Origin of the sequence: Pseudoxanthomonas suwonensis (genome assembly GCF_000972865.1) — a bacterium.
GTDB lineage: Bacteria > Pseudomonadota > Gammaproteobacteria > Xanthomonadales > Xanthomonadaceae > Pseudoxanthomonas > Pseudoxanthomonas suwonensis_B.
On the sequence record NZ_CP011144.1, the window covers coordinates 1,653,696 to 1,673,176 of the forward strand.

At 68.1% G+C, this 19,481-nt stretch carries 19 protein-coding genes; 10 read left to right on the forward strand and 9 right to left on the reverse strand.

Features of this window, described 5'->3' with window-relative positions; translation table 11 throughout:
• Positions 1–12 precede the first annotated feature (12 nt).
• The gene (locus tag WQ53_RS17005) at positions 13–2,079 is read right to left on the reverse strand and encodes a tetratricopeptide repeat protein (RefSeq protein WP_052631441.1); all 2,067 of its coding nucleotides are present in this window, start codon (positions 2,077–2,079) and stop codon (positions 13–15) included.
• A gap of 241 nt (positions 2,080–2,320) precedes the next feature.
• On the opposite strand from WQ53_RS17005, the gene WQ53_RS06960 reads away from it, so the two are divergent.
• Positions 2,321–3,472 carry a GGDEF domain-containing protein gene (locus WQ53_RS06960; RefSeq protein WP_052631443.1) on the forward strand — a complete coding sequence of 384 codons (1,152 nt, stop codon included), beginning with the start codon at positions 2,321–2,323 and terminating at the stop codon, positions 3,470–3,472.
• Positions 3,473–4,245: 773 nt separating this feature from the next.
• Here WQ53_RS06960 and tyrS read toward each other — a convergent pair.
• On the reverse strand, positions 4,246–5,466 hold the full coding sequence (gene tyrS, locus WQ53_RS06965; protein WP_052633961.1) for a tyrosine--tRNA ligase: 1,221 nt from the start codon (positions 5,464–5,466) through the stop codon (positions 4,246–4,248).
• Positions 5,467–5,639: 173 nt separating this feature from the next.
• On the opposite strand from tyrS, the gene WQ53_RS06970 reads away from it, so the two are divergent.
• The 3 genes from WQ53_RS06970 (at position 5,640) to WQ53_RS06980 (ending at position 9,641) form a co-directional block, all read left to right on the forward strand.
• Positions 5,640–7,049 carry a peptidoglycan DD-metalloendopeptidase family protein gene (locus WQ53_RS06970; protein WP_052631446.1) on the forward strand — a complete coding sequence of 470 codons (1,410 nt, stop codon included), beginning with the start codon at positions 5,640–5,642 and terminating at the stop codon, positions 7,047–7,049.
• 376 nt (positions 7,050–7,425) lie between these two features.
• Positions 7,426–8,565, forward strand: a complete 1,140-nt coding sequence (locus tag WQ53_RS06975) for an anhydro-N-acetylmuramic acid kinase (protein ID WP_052631449.1) — start codon at positions 7,426–7,428, stop codon at positions 8,563–8,565.
• A 71-nt stretch (positions 8,566–8,636) separates the two neighbouring features.
• On the forward strand, positions 8,637–9,641 hold the full coding sequence (locus WQ53_RS06980; protein WP_052633962.1) for an isoaspartyl peptidase/L-asparaginase family protein: 1,005 nt from the start codon (positions 8,637–8,639) through the stop codon (positions 9,639–9,641).
• 265 nt (positions 9,642–9,906) lie between these two features.
• Here WQ53_RS06980 and WQ53_RS06985 read toward each other — a convergent pair whose 3' ends face one another.
• The 7 genes from WQ53_RS06985 to WQ53_RS07015 all read right to left on the reverse strand — a co-directional run bounded on the left by WQ53_RS06985 (position 9,907) and on the right by WQ53_RS07015 (position 15,059).
• Entirely contained in the window at positions 9,907–10,413 is a 507-nt protein-coding gene (locus WQ53_RS06985; protein ID WP_052631451.1) for an O-acetyl-ADP-ribose deacetylase, read from the reverse strand.
• Between the two features lie 11 nt (positions 10,414–10,424).
• The gene (locus WQ53_RS06990) at positions 10,425–10,652 is read right to left on the reverse strand and encodes a hypothetical protein (protein ID WP_052631453.1); all 228 of its coding nucleotides are present in this window, start codon (positions 10,650–10,652) and stop codon (positions 10,425–10,427) included.
• A gap of 76 nt (positions 10,653–10,728) precedes the next feature.
• Positions 10,729–12,048, reverse strand: coding sequence for an AmpG family muropeptide MFS transporter (locus WQ53_RS06995; protein ID WP_052631455.1), 1,320 nt, complete (start codon positions 12,046–12,048; stop codon positions 10,729–10,731).
• Positions 12,045–12,854: an exodeoxyribonuclease III gene (locus WQ53_RS07000; RefSeq protein WP_052631457.1), complete on the reverse strand. Its 810-nt coding sequence runs from the start codon at positions 12,852–12,854 to the stop codon at positions 12,045–12,047. Before WQ53_RS07000 ends, WQ53_RS06995 begins: the two co-directional genes overlap by 4 nt.
• Positions 12,855–13,026: 172 nt before the next feature.
• Entirely contained in the window at positions 13,027–14,349 is a 1,323-nt protein-coding gene (locus WQ53_RS07005; protein WP_201774033.1) for a type II toxin-antitoxin system HipA family toxin, read from the reverse strand.
• The gene (locus WQ53_RS07010) at positions 14,252–14,509 is read right to left on the reverse strand and encodes a helix-turn-helix transcriptional regulator (RefSeq protein WP_052631461.1); all 258 of its coding nucleotides are present in this window, start codon (positions 14,507–14,509) and stop codon (positions 14,252–14,254) included. The genes WQ53_RS07005 and WQ53_RS07010 overlap by 98 nt, the downstream gene beginning before the upstream one ends.
• A 172-nt stretch (positions 14,510–14,681) precedes the next feature.
• Positions 14,682–15,059, reverse strand: a complete 378-nt coding sequence (locus tag WQ53_RS07015) for a helix-turn-helix domain-containing protein (protein ID WP_236685920.1) — start codon at positions 15,057–15,059, stop codon at positions 14,682–14,684.
• 351 nt (positions 15,060–15,410) lie between these two features.
• Between WQ53_RS07015 and WQ53_RS16705 the strand changes: the two genes are divergently transcribed.
• The 6 genes from WQ53_RS16705 (at position 15,411) to WQ53_RS07030 (ending at position 19,416) form a co-directional block, all read left to right on the forward strand.
• The gene (locus WQ53_RS16705; RefSeq protein ID WP_144409259.1) at positions 15,411–15,737 is read left to right on the forward strand and encodes a hypothetical protein; all 327 of its coding nucleotides are present in this window, start codon (positions 15,411–15,413) and stop codon (positions 15,735–15,737) included.
• A gap of 9 nt (positions 15,738–15,746) precedes the next feature.
• Complete coding sequence (locus WQ53_RS16710) at positions 15,747–16,064, forward strand: hypothetical protein (RefSeq protein WP_144409260.1); 318 nt, start codon at positions 15,747–15,749, stop codon at positions 16,062–16,064.
• Between the two features lie 143 nt (positions 16,065–16,207).
• Positions 16,208–16,837: a hypothetical protein gene (locus tag WQ53_RS16715; RefSeq protein WP_144409261.1), complete on the forward strand. Its 630-nt coding sequence runs from the start codon at positions 16,208–16,210 to the stop codon at positions 16,835–16,837.
• A gap of 327 nt (positions 16,838–17,164) precedes the next feature.
• A complete protein-coding gene (locus WQ53_RS07020; protein ID WP_052631464.1) occupies positions 17,165–17,491 on the forward strand; it encodes a hypothetical protein in 327 nt (108 codons plus the stop codon).
• A 544-nt stretch (positions 17,492–18,035) separates the two neighbouring features.
• On the forward strand, positions 18,036–18,695 hold the full coding sequence (gene pyrE, locus WQ53_RS07025) for an orotate phosphoribosyltransferase (RefSeq protein ID WP_052631466.1): 660 nt from the start codon (positions 18,036–18,038) through the stop codon (positions 18,693–18,695).
• 22 nt (positions 18,696–18,717) lie between these two features.
• Positions 18,718–19,416: a hypothetical protein gene (locus WQ53_RS07030; RefSeq protein WP_052631468.1), complete on the forward strand. Its 699-nt coding sequence runs from the start codon at positions 18,718–18,720 to the stop codon at positions 19,414–19,416.
• Positions 19,417–19,481: the final 65 nt, after the last annotated feature.

Sequence of the window (19,481 nt, forward strand, 5' to 3'; positions counted from 1 at the left end):
GCCGCCGCGCCATCATTCCAGCGTGGGATTGCGCATCGGGCCGACCGCCGCCACCTGGTCGCCGGCGGCCCGGATGCCGGCGATCTGCGCCTCCACCTGGCGGCGCACCCCGGCGTCCACCGGCGCCTTGTCCTGGTCGAGGAAGCGCCGGTAGGCGCGGATCGCGTCCGGGCCATCGCCCAGGCGCACGTAGGCGTTGCCCAGTTCGATACCGCTCGCCACCGACTGCGGGAACAGCGCCACCACTTCCTCCAGCCTCAGCGCCACCAGCCGCCAATCCTCGCCGCGCTCCTTGTAGATGTAGTCGATCGCCTTCGACTGCATGCCGTGCGCCCGTGCGCGCGGCATGAGCTGCCGCCCCTGCCAGATGTCGGTGTTGCCGAACGAGGCAACCCGGTGCAGGCCCGCGAACCCCTCCGCCGGATCCCAGTCACGGGACGGCCAGGGCAGCCGATGGCTGCGCGAATGCACGAAATATCCTTCGTACACACCCTGCACGTTGTCGTCGCGCAGGTCCTCGACCCGGCGCCGGTTGTTGAGGCCGGCGGCGCGCATCTGCTCCTCGATCATCCAGAGGTTCAGGTACATCGGCTGGCCGCTGGGGCGGATGACGCGATCGTGGAATTCGCGGATTTCGGCGAAGCGCTGCCCCAGGTCGAGGCCTTCGTTGTCGAAGTAGCGGTAGGCGCCGCCGCTGCCGCCGACCAGTTCGTTGTGGTATTCCCAGACCCGCGGCTCGCGGACCGTCATTGCCAGTGCGACCGCCAGCAGCGCGACCGCCGGCACCCGCCAGGCCCGGGGCCGTCGTTGCCAGGCGTATTGCACCGCCGCGCCGGCCAGCACCGCCATCGCCACCAGCACCGGCATCGCATGGCGCACGCCGCCCCAGATCGCACCGGAGCCGACCAGCGCCACCAGGTGGAAGGCGCTGGACCCGAGCACCGCCCACAGCGTCCAGCGCGCGGCCGGCGCCAGCGGCAGCCTCCACAACGCGAACGCGCCCAGCACGCTGAGCAGCAACAGCGCCAGCGGCACCTTGGCGGCGATGATCGCCGGCCAGCTGAACCAGGGCGGATGGCCCTCGTACATCCGGCCCCACACGAAGTGCTCGCTGATCGAGCGTCCCTCGACCCCGGTGCGCACGGTATCGGCCAGCCCCCACAGGTAGCTGCGCGGCAGCAGTTGCCAGCGGTCGGCGAAGGCGATGCCTTCGCGCCAGTGGTCGCTCTGGATCTCGGCGAGCTTGTCCGGCAGTTCGCGGTTGAACCCGTCGCTGCCGTTCGTGCCGGCATGGAAACGGAACCCGTACAGGGCCCACAGCACGACGATCGCCAGCAGCAGTGCCACGGCCAGTTTCGCCAGGCGCAGGACCACGCCGCGCAGGCCCTCGCTGCGCCATCCCCACGGCACCGCCACACCGAGCACGGCCAGGATGCCGCCGATCCCGGCCAACGCCGAGTGCTTGGCGGAGAGCGCCAGGCCCAGGGCCACGCCCAGCCCTGCCACCCAGCGCCAGCGCCAGCCGGCCGCCAGCAGGCCGGCGCAGGCCGCCGCGATCGCCAGCGTCAACGCCAGCGGCAGGTCCGTCATCACCACCGGCAGGTGCGCGGCCACGGTCGGCTCGATGGCCAGGAACGCCAGCGCGCCCGCCGCCCATGCCAGGCCCAGCGCGCGCCACAGCACCAGGCCCAGTGCGAGCAGCAGCGACCCGTTCAACAGCCACATCGCCACCCGGGCGCGCTGCTGCGCGCGGGCGGCGTCGTTGTCGTAGAACATCGTCTCCTCGACCATGTCCCGTTCCTGCAATTTTTCATGCAGGGGCGCCGGCGGCCGCAGAACGAAGCCGGCGGGCATGGCCGCGCCCGCCGCGAGCTTGACCAGCGGCGGATGCTCGGGGTTGAGCCGGTAGTCGCCCGTACGCACGTAGGAAACGCCCGCGACGATGTGCCACGGCTCGTCCACGGTGAAGCTGTCCAGCCGGGTGCCGTGGTGCGAACGCAGCACCGCCAGTACGACCAGCCCCAGCAGCAGCAGGACGCCGGGAAGGCAGGCGGGACGGGTGCCGGACGGAGGCGTCATGGGCTTGGGCTCGGGCGTTCCTAGCTGAACGGCGGACCTGCCCGGATCCGGCCACCGCGCGTCGCGACCGTGTGCGCCCCCTCCCCGGACGACCGATGGCGGTCCAGGCAACCAGGTTCCGCCACCGGCCCGCCGCAATGCCGATGGGCGACCCGGCCGGTTCCGCATCGTCCTGCCGGGATGGAAACCACCGGCGTCGATGCCGCATAGTCGGCGCCAGGGAGTGCTGCCCGGGAGGCAGATGACCACCGACTTCTACAACCTGCTGCTGACCGACTGCGCGTTGGCGGCAATCCTGCTGGGCCTGTTCTGGTACGTGTCACGCGTGTCGCGCGGGGTGCGCGGCATCGCCTCCTGGGGCGTGGGCCACTTTCTCTATTCGGTGGGCGCGGCGATGCTGGACGGCACCGCTACGGGGCTGGAGCGCGCCGGTTCGGAGACTGCGACGGTCGTGGCGGCCGCGATCGGCGGCGTGCTCGCCTGCGGCGGCCTGGCGGTGCTGGCGGGCGCGGGGATCAAGTTCGTGCAGCAGCGGCCGCTGCGCCGCGCCGAGTGGATGCTGGTGCCGGCGTTCGTCGCCCTGTCGCTGCTGGCCTGGCTGGCCGGCGACGCGATCGACGGCCAGGGCGCGGCGATGAGCCTGGCCGAGCTGGTGATGCTGGGCATCCTGCTCTGGCAGTTGCGCCGGCTGGACGTGCCGCCGCTGCGCGTGCCGGCGCGGCTGGTGATGCTCGGCAGCGCGGTGCTGGCGTTCCTCTACGGGCGCGACCTGTTGCAGGCGTTCACCGGCCAGTACGGACCCAACGAGGCCTGGGTCAACGTCGACCTGTCGACCTGGTACCTGATCAACTTCTGCATGCTGATGCTGGCCAGCTTCCGCGCGGCCGAGTCGCTGCGGCAGACGGCGATGCTCGACCCGCTCACCGGCACGCTCAACCGCCGCGGCCTGTTCGCGCGGCTGGATCCGGAACTGGAACGGCTGACCCGCGAGGCCCACCTGGCGGTGATCGCGCTGGACCTGGACCACTTCAAGCGGGTCAACGACCGCTACGGGCACGAGATCGGCGATCTGGTGCTGCAGAAGCTCAGCGACACGATCCGCAGCCAGACCCGCGAGCACGACGTGTTCGCGCGCACCGGCGGCGAGGAGTTCGTGATCGTGGTGACCGGCCCGGACGCGCGCAACGCGGCGCAGCTGGCCGAGCGCATCCGCATGTCGCTGTCGACCATGCGCCTGGACCCGCCGGCGCCGCCGGTCCGGGTGACCGTCAGCCTCGGCGTGGCCGTGTCCAACCGGCCGATGCCGCTGTCGATGCTGATGCGCGGCGCCGACGAGGCGCTGTACACGGCCAAGCGTGCCGGGCGCGATTGCGTGGTGACGCATACGCTTTGAGGTCGAGGCGACCCTTGAAGCAAGAAGCGTCGGCTTCGGAAGGGGCCGTCGTGCCCTGGGGGTATGGCGCATCGCTCCGCTGCGGCGTCCTGCCTCCAAGTCGCGACCGCAGCACATCCATGTGCTGCTTGCGCCAGACCCCCAGGGCACGACGGCCTCGGGAGCTTTGAGGGCGTGGCTTCGATCGGAGGAACAACAGCAAAATCCCCTCCCCGGCCCTTCCTTTCGCCTACGGAGGAAGGGAAACCCATGGCAGCACTGCCTTCTGCAGGAGCGGGCATGACCGCGACACGGGCGTCGGAATCACGAGGACGTCGCCTGTGCCCACGGCGTCGGGTCGCCGGCTGAACCCGGCTCCTACAACAGCCACGGCGCGGCCGCTCTCCTGTAGGAGCTGACTTCAGTCGGCGACACGGGCGTCGGAATCATGAAGGCGTCGCCTGTGCCGACAGCGTCGCATCGCGGGCAAGCCCGGCTCCTACAAAGAGCAGCCATGGGCTGTCATCCGGCCGAACGAAGCCACGACGCCAAAGCTCCGGGAGACGTGGCGGGCCGGGGGTATTGCGGCAGTGGCCAGGGATGGCCACGTCGGCGAGTCGGCACATGGATGTGCCGTCGAGACGACCGCAATACCCCCGGCCTGCCGCGGCTCAGCCCGGAGCCAACCACACTCGGCGCTCTTGCAGTTGCAGTTGCAGTTGCAGTTGCAGTTGCAGTTGCAGCAAAGCTACAGGCGCCGCGTGCGCAGGACGCACGCCACCGCCTGTCGGTCGTCAGCCGGCGACCAGCCGCACCCGCGCGAAGTTGCGCTTGCCCACCTGCAGCACGCCCTCGAAGCCGGGCGTGAAGCTCAGCGCCGCGTCCTCGACCACCGCACCGTCGACCTTGACCGCGCGCTCCTTGAGCTTGCGGTTGGCCTCCGAGTTGGACGGCGTGATCCCGGCGGCCGTCAGCAGCGCGGCGATGCGCAGGCCTTCCGCCGGCACCGCCACGTCCTGCAGCGGCAGCGTCGAAGTGTCGCCCTGGCCGGTGACCACCGCGTGCCAGCCGGCGATGGCCTGCTCGGCCGCGGCCGCGTCGTGGAAGCGCGTCGCCAACTCGCGCGCCAGGCGCAGCTTGACCTCGCGCGGGTTCAACGCGCCGGCGTCCACTTCCCCACGCAGCTTCGCCGCCTCGGCCACGGAGATGTCGAAGCTGAGCAGCTCGATCCAGCGCCACATCAGCGCGTCGCCAACCTTCATCGCCTTGGTCACGATGTCGATCGCCGGCTCGCTGATGCCGATGTAGTTGCCCAGCGATTTGGACATCTTGGCGACCCCGTCCAGGCCCTCCAGCAACGGCATCGTCAGCACGATCTGCGGCGCCTGGCCGTGGTGCTCCTGCAGGCCGCGGCCCATCAGCAGGTTGAACTTCTGGTCGGTGCCGCCCAGCTCCACGTCGGCCTGCAGCGCCACCGAGTCGTAGCCCTGCACCAGCGGGTAGAGGAACTCGTGGATCGCGATCGACTGCTGCGCCGCGTAGCGCTTGGCGAAGTCGTCGCGCTCGAGCATGCGCGCCACCGTGTACTGGCCGGCCAGGCGGATCATGTCGGCCGCGCCCATCTTCCCGAACCACTCGCTGTTGAAGCGCACCTCGGTGCGCTCGCGGTCCAGCACCTTGAACACCTGCTCCTCGTAGGTGCGTGCGTTGGCCAGCACGTCCTCGCGGGTCAGCGGCTTGCGGGTGACGTTCTTGCCGCTCGGGTCGCCGATCATCCCGGTGAAGTCGCCGATCAGGAAGATCACCTGATGCCCCAGGTCCTGGAACTGGCGCATCTTGTTCAGCAGCACCGTATGGCCCAGGTGCAGGTCCGGCGCGGTCGGGTCGAAGCCGGCCTTGACCCGCAGCGGGCGACCGGGCTTCAGGCGCGCCTCCAGTTCCTCGCGCTTGAGGACCTCGTCGGCGCCACGGCCGATCAACGCAAGGGATTCTGTGACGGACTTCTCGGAAAACACGGCCGGCTCCACGGTTCGGGGCGACTACAAACTTGAACGAAATGTTACGTGCGGGTTAACCGGAAAGCCAGCGAAAAGTTCAGGTTCTTCAATGGTTTGACGCACTAGTTTCAGGTGTTTATGGTACCCGCCCAGTGGGCCGCACTCCGGGGTCCCGTGAAGGAAGTTAAGCGATGCCACTGACCGACCACGGCCGCGTCCGCAAGCAGCAGTTCCACGACCGCCTCGGCATCCTTCACCACCGTCACCTGCACCGCAAGCTGAAGGAGCGGTTCCCCGCTGCCTTCAACACCCGCTGGACCCGCCGCCACTGGCTGCACGCCAGCCTGTTCGCGACCCTTGGCGCACTGGTCGCCACCATCGTCCCCGGTTTCTCCTCGCAGCTGGAGCCCGCCTCCCAGCTGCACGCCACCCTGCCGCTGCAGCTGCCGCCGCTGACCGTGCGTGCGCCGGTCGAAGGCGCGGGCCGCTCATGGGACGTGGTCCAGATCGAATCCGGCCAGACCCTGGGCGGCGTGTTCGACAAGATGGGCGTGCCGGCCGCGACCATGCACCGCATCCTCGACAACCCGGCCAACCGCGAGGCGCTGACCCGCCTGCGCCCCGGCGTCGAGCTGGGCTTCGAGCTGGACGAGCACGGCGACCTGCGCGGCTTCCGCTTCGACCGCAGCCCGACCCAGCGGGTCGAGCTCGACCTGCGCGGCGAGCGCGTCCACGAGAAGGTGCTCGAGCGCGCCACCACCACCCGCCTGGCGGTGACCAGCGCCGAGATCGACCACTCGCTGTACGCGGCCGGGCGCAAGGCCGGCCTGAGCCCGGCGGCGATCGCGGTGATGACCGACGACATCTTCAAGTACGACATCGACTTCAAGGACGTGCAGCCGGGCGACCGCTTCAGCGCGGTGGTCGAGGAGACCTGGCGCGAGGGCGAGCGGATCGGTACTGGCCGGATCCTCGCCGCGACCTTCTCCACCGCCGGCAAGACCTATACCGGCTTCCGCTTCGAGCGCAACGGCAAGGCCGAGTACTTCACCGCCGACGGCCGACCGCTGAAGAAGAGCTTCATCCGCATGCCGATCCAGTACGCGCGGCTGTCCTCGAAGTTCGGCTCGCGCCGGCACCCGGTGCTGGGCACGATGCGCATGCACAAGGGCGTGGATTACGCCGCGTCCACCGGCACCCCGATCATGGCCGCCGGCGACGCGCGCGTGCAGTTCGTCGGCACCCAGCGCGGCTACGGCAACGTGGTGATCCTCGACCACGGCAAGGGCCACACCACGCTGTACGCGCACATGTCGCGCTTCGGCAAGGTCAAGAAGGGCCAGGCGGTCTCGCAGGGCACGGTGATCGGCTACGTCGGCGCCACCGGCCTGGCCACCGGCCCGCACCTGCACTACGAATTCCGGGTCAACGGCGTGCACCGCAACCCGCTGTCGGTGACCATGCCGCCACCGGAGCCGCTGAAGGGCGCCGACCTGGCCGCGTTCAAGGCGGCGACCGCGCCGACTCTGGCGCGGATGGAGTCGATGGAACAGCTGATGTTCGCCCACACCGACGCGGCGAAGAAGAACAAGCGCGGCTGAGCCCTCGCCGCCTCCCTTGTAGGAGCCGGGTTCAGCCGGCGACACGACGCCCTCGGCACCGGCGACGCCGTTGCATCCCGACGTCATGGGCGGCAGCCGCCCTGCTGCGGAACGCGCCTTCTGCCACAACATGATGGGCATCGGTACAGGCGACGCTCCTATCTCTCCGACGCCCGTGTCGCCGACTGAAGTCGGCTCCTACAAGGTGACGCCGCACGGGACGAGGACGTCGATACGTCCACGGTAGGAGCCGGGTTCAGCCGGCGACACGACGCCGTCGGCACTGCGATGCCACTGCACCCCGACGAGCCGGACGCGTTTCCGGAAGCTGCGTTCCGCATTAGCCGACGGCATGCGATCCAGCTAACCTGCGCGCATGTCGCACCTCTTCCTCGGCCTGATCTCCGGCACCAGCGCCGACGGCATCGATGCCGCGCTGGTCGAATTCCCCGATGACGCAGGCACCGCCGGGCTGCGCCTGCGCGCCGCGCGCACGCAACCCTGGGCGCCGGCGCTGCGCGAACGCCTGGTCGCGCTGGGCCAGGGCGGCGAGCCGGCCTCGCTGGACGAACTGGGCCGCCTGGACGTGCAGGTCGCGCAGGCCTTCGCCGCCGCCGCACTGGGCTTGCTGGACGAGGCCGGCGTCGCACCGGCGCAGGTCGCCGCGATCGGCTCGCACGGCCAGACCCTGCGCCACCGCCCGCACGGGGACGCGCCGTTCACGCTGCAGGTCGGCGACGGCAACGTGATCGCCGAGCGCACCGGCATCGCCACCGTCGCCGACTTCCGCCGCCGCGACGTCGCCGCCGGCGGCCACGGCGCGCCGCTGGTGCCGGCCTTCCACGCCGCGCTGCTGCATACCCCGGACGAGGACCGCGCGGTGCTCAACCTGGGCGGCATCGCCAACTACACCCTGCTGCCGCGTGCCGGAGCTCCCGGATCGGATGATCCGGGACAGGCCGTCCGCGGCTTCGACACCGGCCCGGCCAACGCGCTGCTCGATGCCTGGTGCCTGCGCCACACCGGTGAGGGCTTCGACGCCGACGGCGCCTTCGCCGCCAGCGGCCAGGTCGACGCCGCGCTGCTGGCGCGCCTGCTCGAGGAACCCTGGTTCGCGCTGCCGCCGCCCAAGAGCACAGGCCGCGAACAGTTCCACCTGGACTGGGTGCAGTCGAAGCTGCACGGCGACGAATCGCCGGCCGACGTACAGGCGACCCTGCTGGAACTGAGCGCGGCCACCATCGCTGGCGCGCTGCTGGCGCACCAGCCCGGCACCGCGCGGGTGATCGCCTGCGGCGGCGGCGTGCGCAATCCGCAGCTGCTGGCACGCATCGCCGCGCGCCTGCCCGACGCCGCGCTCGAATCGACCGCCGCGCACGGCCTGGACCCGGATTTCGTCGAGGCCATGGCCTTCGCCTGGCTGGCACGCCAGACCCTGGCCGGCCTGCCCGGCAACCTGCCGGCGGTCACCGGCGCGCGCGGCCCGCGCGTGCTCGGCGTCGTCCACCCCGCATGAAGCACGAGGAAACCTTGCCCATGACACGCACTTCCAGCCGGCACCGGCCCGCCGGCGCCTGGCGCCACGCACTGCGCGGCCTGCTCGCCTGCAGCCTGGCCCTGGCCGCGCCGCTGGCCGTCGCCGCCGAACGCCCGGCTCCGCTGCTGGTGATCCATGGCGGCGCCGGCGTCGTCCGCGCCGGCCTGACGGAGGAGGATGAAGCGGCCACGCGCAGCGCGCTCGAGGCGGCCCTGCGCGCCGGCCATGCGCAGCTGCAGGCCGGCAAGCCGGCGCTGGAGGCGGTGACCGCGGCGATCGCAGTACTGGAGGACGCGCCGCAGTTCAACGCCGGGCGCGGCGCGGTGTTCACCCATGACGGCCGCAACGAACTGGACGCCTCGATCATGGACGGCGCCAGCGGCAAGGCCGGCGCGGTGGCCGGCGTGCAGCGCGTGCGGCATCCGATCCTGCTGGCGCGCGCGGTGATGGAACGCTCGCGCCACGCGATGCTGATCGGCGCCGGCGCCGAAGCTTTCGCCCGGGAGCAGGGCCTGGAACTGGTCGACCCGTCCTGGTTCCGCACCGAGAAACGCTGGCAGCAACTGCAGAAGGCGCTGCAGGCCGAGGCCTCCGCGCAGTCGCGGGTGGAACAGCCGCTGGACTACTTCGGCACGGTCGGCGCGCTGGCGCTGGATGCCGAAGGACGGCTCGCCGCCGGCACCTCCACCGGCGGCATGACCAACAAGCGCTGGGGCCGGGTTGGTGACTCGCCGATCATCGGTGCCGGCACCTGGGCCGACGCCCGCTGCGCGGTGTCGGGCACCGGCTGGGGCGAGTTCTACATCCGCACCGCCGCCGCGCACGAGATCTGCGCGCGGGTGCGCCTGGCCGGGCAGCCGCTGGCGCAGGCGGCCGAGGACGTGATCAACCGCGACATCCCTGCGGCCGGCGGCGACGGCGGCGCGATCGCGCTGGGCGCCGACGGCAGCATCGCCTTCCCGTTCAACACCGAGGGCATGTACCGCGGCTGGATCGGCGCCGACGGCGTACCGCATGTGGCGGTGTTCGCGGGCGAGGCGCTGCCGCTGCCCTGAGTGGGCCGGGCAACGGACGCCCGGGATTCCGGGGGCGCCTCTTGCTCCACGCCCGCACCCTTCTCCGTCGTTCCCGCGCAGGCGGGAACCCAGTGACTTCAGCCTCTTGATCAGTAGCGGCATATCACTTGCCACCGAACGCATGCCGGTGATGCCTGGTGCCGCAAGCGCAAAGCGAAAGTCGCTGGGTTCCCGCCTGCGCGGGAACGACGGAGTGGAGAGGTGCAGGCGCGATATCTGTGCGCCCGTCGAGGCGCCGCTACGCCTACTCCCCCAGCACCACCCGATACCCCTCCAGGTCGGCCTCGGAAAAACAGCAGAACACCACCTCGCGCACCGTCGCGGCGGCGAAGCCGGCGACGCTGGCCACCGCCACCGGCGCGGCCAGGTGCAGCGGATAGCCGTACACACCGGTGCTGATCGAGGGAAACGCGACCGTCGCGCAACCGGCCGCCTCGGCCAGCAGCAGGCTGTTGCGGTAGCAGGCGGCCAGCAGCGCCGCCTCGCCGGCGTCGCCGCCGCGCCAGACCGGACCGACGGTATGGATGACGTGCCGCGCCGGCAGCCGGTGGCCGGCAGTGATCCGCGCCTGCCCGGTCGGGCAGCCGCCGAGGCGCCGGCATTCCTCCAATAATCCGGGCCCGGCCGCGCGGTGGATCGCGCCGTCCACGCCGCCGCCGCCGAGCAGCGAACCGTTGGCCGCGTTGACGATGGCATCCACCCGCAGGGTGGTGATGTCGGCGCGAAGCGTGCGCAAGCGGACCGGCGCCATGGCGGCCGCGCTCAGAACCCCTTGCCCGCCGGCACGTCCTTCAGCGCCGCGATCGCCTCGGCCAGGGCATCCACCTCGCTGTCCTCGAAGCCGCTGCGGACTTCGTGCTCGGAGGCGAACAGCCCCTGCTCCAGCAGGCGCAGGATGGTCTCGTGCTGGGTCCAGCCGCGGGCCACCGACACGCGGCGGATGCGGTCGGCCAGGATCGGATCGATGTCACGCAGCAGCAGATCGGTCATGAGCGCCCCCTGCTCGGCATGCCGCAAGACTGCCACGAATCGAACGCGGCCGGGTACCGGCGCCGGCCGCGCCCGTTCAGCCGGCCCCTGGCGCCGCCGCGGCCTCGCGGATGCGCGGCCACAGCCACGCCAGCAGCAGCAGGGTCGGTATCACCGTGAGCGCGCTGAGCACGAAGAAGGTGCTGTAGGAACTGGCCTCGACCAGGTAGCCGGACAGCCCCCCGGCGAACTTGCCCGGCAGGTTGGCCAGCGACACCATCAGCGCGAACTGGGTGGCGGTGAAGTTGCGGTCGGTCAGCGACGACATGAACGCGACCAGGGTGGTCCCGGCGAATCCCTGGGCGACGTTGTCGGCGGTGATGGCCGCGTAGAACGCCCAGATCTGCGACGGGTGCTGGGCCATCAGCAGGAACGCCAGGTTCGACAGCGCCACCCCCAGCGCCGCCACCAGCAGCATGCGGCGGAAGCCGAACGCGGCCACGCATATGCCGCCCAGGAACGCCCCGCCGATCCCGGCCCAGATCCCGTACAGCTTGGACACGGTGGCGATGTCGGCCTTGGTGTAGCCCGAGTCAAGGTAGAACGGCCCGGCCATCACTCCGATCACCTGGTCGGGGAACTTGAACAGGCCCACGAACACCAGCAGCGCCAGGCCGAAGGTCACGCCGTTGTTGCGGAAGAAGCTGGCGAACGGCTGCCAGAACGCGCCGAGGAAATCGATCCGGCGCTGCACCGTGAGTTCCTGCGCGGCCGGTTCGCGGCTGAGCACGGTCGCCAGCAGCGGCAGCGCCATCAGCGCGGCCATGCCCAGGTAGGCCACCGTCCAGCCGGCGAAGTCGGCCAGGTACAGCGCGCCGGCCCCGCCCAGGATCAGGCCGATGCGGTAGCCCAGGGTATAGGTCGCGGCCAGCGCGGCCTGCGCGTCGACCGGCGCGATCTCGATGCGGTAGGCATCGACCACCGCGTCCTGGGTGGCGCCGGCGAAAGAGGTGAACAGCACCCACCCCACCAGCGGCATCACCCCCAGCTCCGGGCGGACGAAGGCCAGCGCGACCAGACCCACCGCCACGCCCAGCTGCGCCGCCAGCAGCCACGAGCGGCGCCGGCCGAGGAAGCCCAGCGGCTTGAACAGATAGCGGTCCAGCAGCGGCGCCCACAGGAACTTGAGCAGGTAGAAGAAGCTGGCCAGGCTGATCAGGCCGATGCTGCCCAGGTCCAGGCCCGAATCGCGCAGGCGCGTGGACAGGGTCATCGACGCGATCGGCAGGAACGGCAGGCCGCAGCCGAAGCCGAGGACCGCCATGGTCAGCGCCGAGGGCGTGCCGAAGGCGCGGCGGATCCCGGCCCAGCCCTTGTAGGAGCGCCTGGCCGGCGCGGCGGTCGCGTCGGTGCTCACTTGCTGGCGTCCGCGTAGTCCACGGTGAACGGCGCATGGTCGGAGAAGCGCTGCTCGCGGTAGATCGAGCAGGCGCGCAGGCGATCGCGCAGCGACGGCGTGACGAACTGGTAGTCGATCCGCCATCCCACGTTGTTGGCGCGCGCCGCGCCGCGGTTGCTCCACCAGGTGTAGTCCTGGCCTTGCGGATGCAGCACCCGGTAGGCGTCGACCCAGCCGCGCCCGGCGGTAGCGTCGGCCTCGTCGTCGCAATCCGCGCACAGCCCGTTGAGCCAGTCGCGCTCCGGCGGCAGGCAGCCGGAGTTCTTCTGGTTGGAGGTCCAGTTCTTGATGTCCAGGCGGCTGCGGACGATGTTCCAGTCGCCGCACAGCACGTAGTCGCGGCCGCTGACCAGCCACTGGTCGAGGATCGGCTTGAGCCACTCCATCACCTGGAACTTGTAGCCCTGGCGCAGCTCGCCCGACGAACCGGACGGGATGTAGAACGAGACCACGCTCAGGTTGCCGAAGCGCGCCTCGATGTAGCGGCCTTCCTCGTCGAAGTCCGGTCGTCCCAGCGCCGTGCGCACCTCGTCGGGCTCGCGCCTGGCATAGATCGCCACGCCGCTGTAGCCCTTCTTGGTGCTCGCGTCGCGATAGAAGCAGTGGTGGCCGTCGGGGCGGAAGCGCGGGTCGGACAGCTGGTCCTCCTGCGACTTGGTCTCCTGCAGGCAGACCACATCGGCCTTCTGTGCGTCGAGCCAGTCGAAGAAGCCCTTGTTCGCGGCGGAACGGATGCCGTTGGCGTTGAAGCTGATGATGCGCATGCGGGGAACCGGAACAGACCAGCCCCTAGCCTAGCGAATCCCATCCCTCCCGTGGCATCCGCCCCCACGCATTCCTGTAGGAGCGGGCATGACCGCGACCCGACGCCATCGGCAAAGACGACGCCTTGGCGAATCCCCCCCCATGCCGCGGCCCGGCCGCGTCTGCACACGGTCAGGACACAAACCCGGACGCAAACTGCTCGAAGGCCCCTCGCAGCCCGGCGCGCACGACCGGCGCTTCCGCCAGCAAGCCCGCATGTGCCGCCATCCCCGCTTCGACGGCCGCCAGGAGACCGAGGATGCGCCCGCGGGGATCGCCGACCTGGCAACGTCCGGCGAAGTCCATCAGGTGGACGCGCGACGCGAAGAAGCTCTTCGAGCCCCCGAGCGTCAACGCCAGGCTGTCCTCGGCGATATAGGCGGTCGTGTTGACCAGATCGTAGGCCGGCGCCAGCCAGACGTCCTCGGAGGTGGGATCCCCGTACAGGACGCCGAAGTTCTTCAGGTGCGCATCGCCATTGCCGAGGATGCAGGACAACGCCACCTGGTCGAACAACTGCGCCAGCGAAGCGAGGCGGCGGTCCGGCGAGCAGAACAGCGACACGAACCGGGCCACCTGCTCGTAGCTGCCCTCGTACTTCTGCGCAGCGCCCCTGGCCATCAGCACGGCCATCTCCTCGAAACCGAGCGCCTGCCCGTCCGCGGTCCGGTCGAAGCGCCGCATCACGAACAGTTGCCGATTGTCCGACAGGTGGAACTCCGGCACGGGAATGCCCGCCCGCCGGGCGATCGACATGCAGACGAACTCGTTCACCGCCAGCCCCGGATAGTCGGCGCCGCCGCTCTTGACGATCAGGTCCACCGTGGCGACCGACACCTTGCCGTCCGGCTCGCGGGCTTCCGGCACCAGCAGCTTGGGCTGCACGCCGGACACCCCGGTGCGGAAGAGGTAGCGCGGGGCCAGTTCCTCGAACAGGTCTTCGGCCCCGTCCCAGGCCAGGATCTGCGACAAGCGCTCGCCGCGCCCGTCGCCTTCCCCGGGAGCGAAGGCTTCGACGAGTCCGGCAGGCGCCTGGACATGGACGCGTCCGATCGCCGCCTCGCGCCCGGTCAGCGCCAGCAGCAGCATGGGATCCATGCTTGTCGCCTTCGCCAGCCGCTGGCGCAGGCGTTCCAGCACGTACCCTTCCGGCAGGTTCATCTGGAAGATCGGATGCAGTTCCCGGCTGACGTACTGCTCCGGCCGTTGCGGCATCAGCAGGCTGATCTCCGCCGACCGCGGGGCATCGGCGTGGTAGCCGAACAGGTAGCCCTCACCGGTCCTGGCCAGGAGGCCGCTGTCGCCCTGCGGCGTTCCGACGCGCAACCGGTCGATGGAAGCCGGGATGGCGGGCGCGCTAGCCATTCGCCAGCAACTCCGCCACCTCGTCCAGCGTGGGCCGGCGCGCCGGCACCGGCGTGAACTCCAGTCCCAGCGCCGCGGCGACCTCGGCATAGGCGCCGATCGACACCGAGGCCTCGCCGCGTTCGACCTGGATCACCTTCAGCCGGGGCACGCCGGCAAGCGCTGCCAGTTGCGCCTGGGTCAGGCCGCGCCGCTTGCGGGCCTCGCGCAGCGACTTGCCAAAGCGCGCGAGGAGGGTTTCTGCGTCCATGTATCGAATACTACACTTCGCTGCATAGATGTAAAGTTAACGATACTTCAGGCTGGCGTTTGTCGATCAGGGTCGGTCAACGCCGAAGCTGACGGGCCTGCACGTCGCACCGACCCGAAGCAAAGACTCGCAAAGCAGATCAAGACCCGAGCAGAGGCGTGTACCCGCATCTTCACTTGGCCGGCTTGATCAACTCCAGCACGGCCTGGCGCCGCTTGGGCGGAAGCGACCGATAGCGGACCAGCAGGGTCTTCTCGTCCGCGTTGCCGATGTAGAGCTCCGGCGCCTCCCTGACCGTGTCCCGGGTCGCCGACGCAGCCGCCGGACCGACGATCAGCTCGTCCAGCGAGCATCCCAACGCCGTTCGGAGCGACGGCAGCAACCGGAAGCCGGGCGTCTCCCGGTCGTTCTCCCAGGCCGACACCGAAGACTTGGTGACACCCAGGGCGAAGCCCAGTTGCTCCTGGGTCATCCCGGCGGCGATGCGCGCGGCGCGCAACCTGTCGCCAAAGCTCTTCATGTCTACGGCCCGCCGGAAATGCCAGGCCATCAAAATATGGAGCTTCCCTACCGCTGTCGTCCGGCCCTGCTTGACTCTTGAAGTTCGGAATATCCATACTCCGACAGCCGCCGTTCGGAGCGCCTGTACAGGGGAGGAGCGCATGGGCCGGACATCCATCGCCGCGATCGTGGTCGGCGCCCTGGCGCTGCTGGCCAAGGCAGGGACGGCGCATGCGGAAAATATATGTCCTCCAAGTCGGGCGCATCGACTAAGACCTGTACAGGACCGAAAAGCGCGTCTACGCCCCGACTGCTACTGCTACGCGCACGGCGAGGACGCGATTCTCAAGTACGAGCAATACAAGGCTGCACACCAAGCGGCGTGCAATCTATGACGTGCATGGCTGACACCACCATTATTGCCTTGATTGGCGTAGCTGGCGCCATCATCGGAAGCTTTGCAACGATAGCTGCCTCGATCGCCAACCAATACTACTCAAATCGCTTGGCTAAAAAGGCAGATGAGCCGAGACGAGATCTGCTCCGGCAAATGCTAGACCATCCAGATTACAAGTGGCGAAACATTGACACATTGATGCATGTCATTGGAGCCGACGAGGAATCCACCAAACGACTGCTCCTAGAAATTGGTGCACGCGCCTCCGAGAACGGCAATCCGCAATGGAGTCTTATTTCTCGGAGCCCACTTCCGTACGACAGGAAATGACCAAATTCCATGGATGATTCTGATTACAGAAAGAGTGTTCGCCTAATAGCTCGCTACCTAGCAAGCGACCCAGGAAGCAATGCAGCCGCAGTGGAAGATTTGGTCAAACAGGGAAGAATAGTCATAGCCCCAGACCCGGATTCTTTGGGCCTTGATGCGCAAAGCAGGCCTTGGATTATCTCCGAGAAAGATAGTTCGGTTGCATATGTTTTCACGCGAGGCACGAGCGAGAAAAAAATAGTAAATTTATTAAAGTCTGAGATTCTCCCAATTATTGCGCCAGAAATGCATCGCATCTCGTGGTGGCAACGCTTATTTCGAAGATGAGAATTGATAAGGCATATCCGCTACTGACTGAGTGGAGCAGGAAAATGGCAGAAAATGGATCTCTTGACCAAGCTTAGTAAAAGCACGCCCGCCTGCGTCATCAGGAAAGAAACGATGGCGGCCCGCTCAAGGAGAGCTTGATCATGGTATTAATTATCTCAATTGGATTATTCCTTGCCGTGTTGGCAGTAATAGTATTCACCCTTAGAAAGCGAAATTTAGGAAGAAAATCTATATTTGACACTTACTTTTCTTCAGCGCGCACCGCGGCAGATGAGGGTGAGCGTGCATATAGAGCACAAATCAAAAATCTAGGCGGAACACCAACAGTCCGAGGAGTTGCATTAGCTAGAATTGCAACCACTCTTTTCCCAGTTGCAGCTTATGCGATTGCGGAAACAAACAACTTGATACCTGAATCAATCAAGAAATTTTCGCCCGTTTCCGGCAAAGACGTGTGGGGTCTCGCCAGCGGCGTTGCACTGGAGCCGATAGGAGATATTCGCGGAACTACGTACTTCAAAGAAGTGCGCGACGACCATCATTACGCAATAGATCAGTTTGTGAACTTTATAAACTCGACGGACATTTTTTCTCCGCATGAAGCTATAGAGTCCGCCCTTCAGCATCTATCACCCATATGGATACGAGCGATCGAACTATCAGATTCAAATGAAAGTCCACGAGTGAATGGATACGCAAATCAGTACGTAACTTCCGGCATGACCCAGCTTATGGATGTATTTAAGCTGCTGGCCGCCCCGAATAGTTAGGGCCGGATGGAACTGCCATTCGGATGATGCATCCAAGTCTGGGATGTTCACGTTGAAAGAAACCGAGAATCCCGGCGGCATCGAATACAGCAACATGACATCCACTCTCTACCGTGTTGCAGGCGGCAACATTGCGCAAGCAAAAAGGGACCAGAGGAAATATATGTTTTAAGTATTTATTTCCTCTAGCCCCCCTTTTCCATCAAGTACAGCAACACGACATTGACCCTCTACCGCGTTGCGGGCGGCAACATGCGCATGCAGACCATCGATCCCGCCGAGTTCTAGTTGCCGCACCCGAGCCCACCCTGACCTGACATAGCAACCATGACGACCCTGGCGGAACTGCTCCATCGCGACCTCGGCCCCGACTTCCCCGTGCTGTCCGGCAACGGCAAGGACGACTCCCCGCTGGTCGTTTCCGAGACGCGCGACTACGTAGCCGTCGAGCATGCGGTGGTCCGCCACGTCATCCGGGCGATGGGCGAGGAAGGGAAGCTCTCGCAGCAACGGCTGCTGCATCGCGATGGATTCGTGATAGACGAACTGGTGGTCGACGTGAAGGACGCAGGTGCGCCGGAGTGGCAGGGCCGAAGACGGTTCTACTTCGACATCACGCTTGGCTGGAAGGCGACGCATGGCGACACGGCATGACTTTCGTTTTCATGGAATCCGGACGGACACGCCCATGTACAGGATATTGATGGTGGCGGTCGCTTCTTGTGCCGCCGCGTTTGTCGGCACTGCACACTCCAATGAATCGGAATCGGAATCGGAACCGGCTCCGGCGCAGTCCCCGCAAGCCCCCGGGAATCCACCTGCGGCACGCCCGAGCAGCCAGGATGAGAAGCCGGACCTTTCCGATCAGAAGGAGGGCATTCGACGGGCTCGGACCCGTGACGACACCGGTGGAGACCCGCCCGTCCAGCATCCAAGAAAGATGCCTAAGGTCATACATTCCGACCGCAATTCTTTCCAGTCGCCGACAAATCACGGCAAAGCGGACCCGACCATCCCTGCGGATGTCCGAACCAGGCAGGAGTGATCCTGCGTTGCGGAGGCGCCTCGCCTCCCGGGGCAAGGTGTCGGGATGAGTGACATTCCCGGGCCACAAGCCCATGGGTTGATATCGCTCGTGGCCAGGGTATGGGCAGCGGGTATCCTATCCGCCCCTTCCGCCCCTCCCCCGGCGACAGCGATGTCCGACCACCGCACCCGTTTCCTGCAGCTGGCCCTGGACGCCGACGCGCTGCGCTTCGGCGAGTTCACCCTCAAGTCCGGCCGGGTCTCGCCCTACTTCTTCAACGCCGGCCGCTTCGACAGCGGCGCCACCCTGGCCACGCTGGCGGCCTGCTACGCCGACGCCATCGACGCGGCCGGGCTGGAGTTCGACCTGCTGTTCGGCCCGGCCTACAAGGGCATCCCGCTGGCCACCGCGCTGGCCTGCGAGTACGCCGGCCGCGGCCGCGACCTGCCGCTGGCGTTCAACCGCAAGGAGGCCAAGGCCCACGGCGAGGGCGGCACCCTGATCGGCGCGCCGCTGGCCGGGCGCCGGGTGCTGGTGGTGGACGACGTGATCACCGCCGGCACCGCGATCCGCGAGGCACTGGCGACGATCGCCGGGGCCGGCGGCCAGGTGGCAGGGATCGTGGTGGCGCTGGACCGGCAGGAGATCGCCGCCGAGGCCGACCGCCGCTCGGCCGCCCAGGCGGTCGCCGCCGAGGCCGGCGTGCCGGTGCTGGCGGTGGCCGGGCTGGCCGACCTGCTTGCATTCGCCGACGGAAACGAGAAACTGGCGGCATTCCGCGCGCCGCTGCTCGCCTACCGGGCCCGCTACGGCGTCGATCCGACGGGCTGACTGACAGCAGGGGGCTGCCGTGATGCCAGTGAAGACGTTCCATCCATCGCTATCGGGATTGCTCGCGGCGGGCCTGCTCCTGCCGGCGCTGGCGGCCGCGCAGGACAAGGCGGCGGCGAACAAGAAGCTGTACTGCTGGAACGAGAACGGCCAGCGCAAGTGCGCCGACTCGCTGCCGCCGGAGGCCATGGCCGCCGCGCGCGAGGAGATCAGCATCAGCAGCGGCATGCGCACCGGCGAGGTGCAGCGCGCGCTGACCGACGAGGAACGCGCGGCGCAGGCCGAGGAAGAGACCAGGCGGCGCATGGAGTCGCTGGCCGCCGAGACCCGGCGCCGCACCGACCAGGCGATGCTGACCTCGTTCCAGACCGAGGACGAACTGCGCCGGGTGTTCGCCGAGCGGGTCAACCTGGTCGACAACAGCATCAACACCTCGCGCTACAACGTGTCCAGCCTGCGTGAGGGCCTGGTCACGCTGCTGCGCACCGCCGGCGAGCGCGAGCTGGCGGGCAAGCCGATTCCCGAGAAGCTGGCCACGGACATCCGCACCCGCCATACGCAGCTGCGGTACAACACCGCGCTGCAGGCCAGCTTCGAGCGCCAGCGCGCCGAGCTGGACGTGGAGATCGACGACATCCTGCGGCGGTATCGCGAGCTGAGGGCCAGTGATGCGCCGGGCACGCGGGCGGGCATCGACCTGCCGCCGGCGCCGAGGCAGTAGCCCCTCGTACCTCGTGGGCCTGTGTGTGTAGGAGCCGGGCTTGCCGGCGACGTGACGCCGTCGGT

What these genes read in the sequence shown, in the direction of transcription:
- WQ53_RS06970 (WP_052631446.1), top strand. Translation starts at nt 5,640, where the DNA reads ATGCCACTGACCGACCACGGCCGCGTCCGCAAGCAGCAGTTCCACGAC.
- WQ53_RS16705 (WP_144409259.1), top strand. Translation starts at nt 15,411, where the DNA reads ATGGCTGACACCACCATTATTGCCTTGATTGGCGTAGCTGGCGCCATC.
- WQ53_RS16710 (WP_144409260.1), top strand. Translation starts at nt 15,747, where the DNA reads ATGGATGATTCTGATTACAGAAAGAGTGTTCGCCTAATAGCTCGCTAC.
- WQ53_RS07015 (WP_236685920.1), bottom strand. Translation starts at nt 15,059, where the DNA reads ATGGCCTGGCATTTCCGGCGGGCCGTAGACATGAAGAGCTTTGGCGAC.
- WQ53_RS06985 (WP_052631451.1), bottom strand. Translation starts at nt 10,413, where the DNA reads ATGGCGCCGGTCCGCTTGCGCACGCTTCGCGCCGACATCACCACCCTG.
- WQ53_RS07000 (WP_052631457.1), bottom strand. Translation starts at nt 12,854, where the DNA reads ATGCGCATCATCAGCTTCAACGCCAACGGCATCCGTTCCGCCGCGAAC.
- WQ53_RS07005 (WP_201774033.1), bottom strand. Translation starts at nt 14,349, where the DNA reads ATGCCGAGGTCGCCGCGGCGCTGGGACTGGAGTTCACGCCGGTGCCGG.
- WQ53_RS07010 (WP_052631461.1), bottom strand. Translation starts at nt 14,509, where the DNA reads ATGGACGCAGAAACCCTCCTCGCGCGCTTTGGCAAGTCGCTGCGCGAG.
- WQ53_RS17005 (WP_052631441.1), bottom strand. Translation starts at nt 2,079, where the DNA reads ATGACGCCTCCGTCCGGCACCCGTCCCGCCTGCCTTCCCGGCGTCCTG.
- WQ53_RS07030 (WP_052631468.1), top strand. Translation starts at nt 18,718, where the DNA reads ATGCCAGTGAAGACGTTCCATCCATCGCTATCGGGATTGCTCGCGGCG.
- WQ53_RS06975 (WP_052631449.1), top strand. Translation starts at nt 7,426, where the DNA reads ATGTCGCACCTCTTCCTCGGCCTGATCTCCGGCACCAGCGCCGACGGC.
- WQ53_RS07020 (WP_052631464.1), top strand. Translation starts at nt 17,165, where the DNA reads ATGACGACCCTGGCGGAACTGCTCCATCGCGACCTCGGCCCCGACTTC.
- WQ53_RS06990 (WP_052631453.1), bottom strand. Translation starts at nt 10,652, where the DNA reads ATGACCGATCTGCTGCTGCGTGACATCGATCCGATCCTGGCCGACCGC.
- WQ53_RS16715 (WP_144409261.1), top strand. Translation starts at nt 16,208, where the DNA reads ATGGTATTAATTATCTCAATTGGATTATTCCTTGCCGTGTTGGCAGTA.
- pyrE (WP_052631466.1), top strand. Translation starts at nt 18,036, where the DNA reads ATGTCCGACCACCGCACCCGTTTCCTGCAGCTGGCCCTGGACGCCGAC.
- WQ53_RS06960 (WP_052631443.1), top strand. Translation starts at nt 2,321, where the DNA reads ATGACCACCGACTTCTACAACCTGCTGCTGACCGACTGCGCGTTGGCG.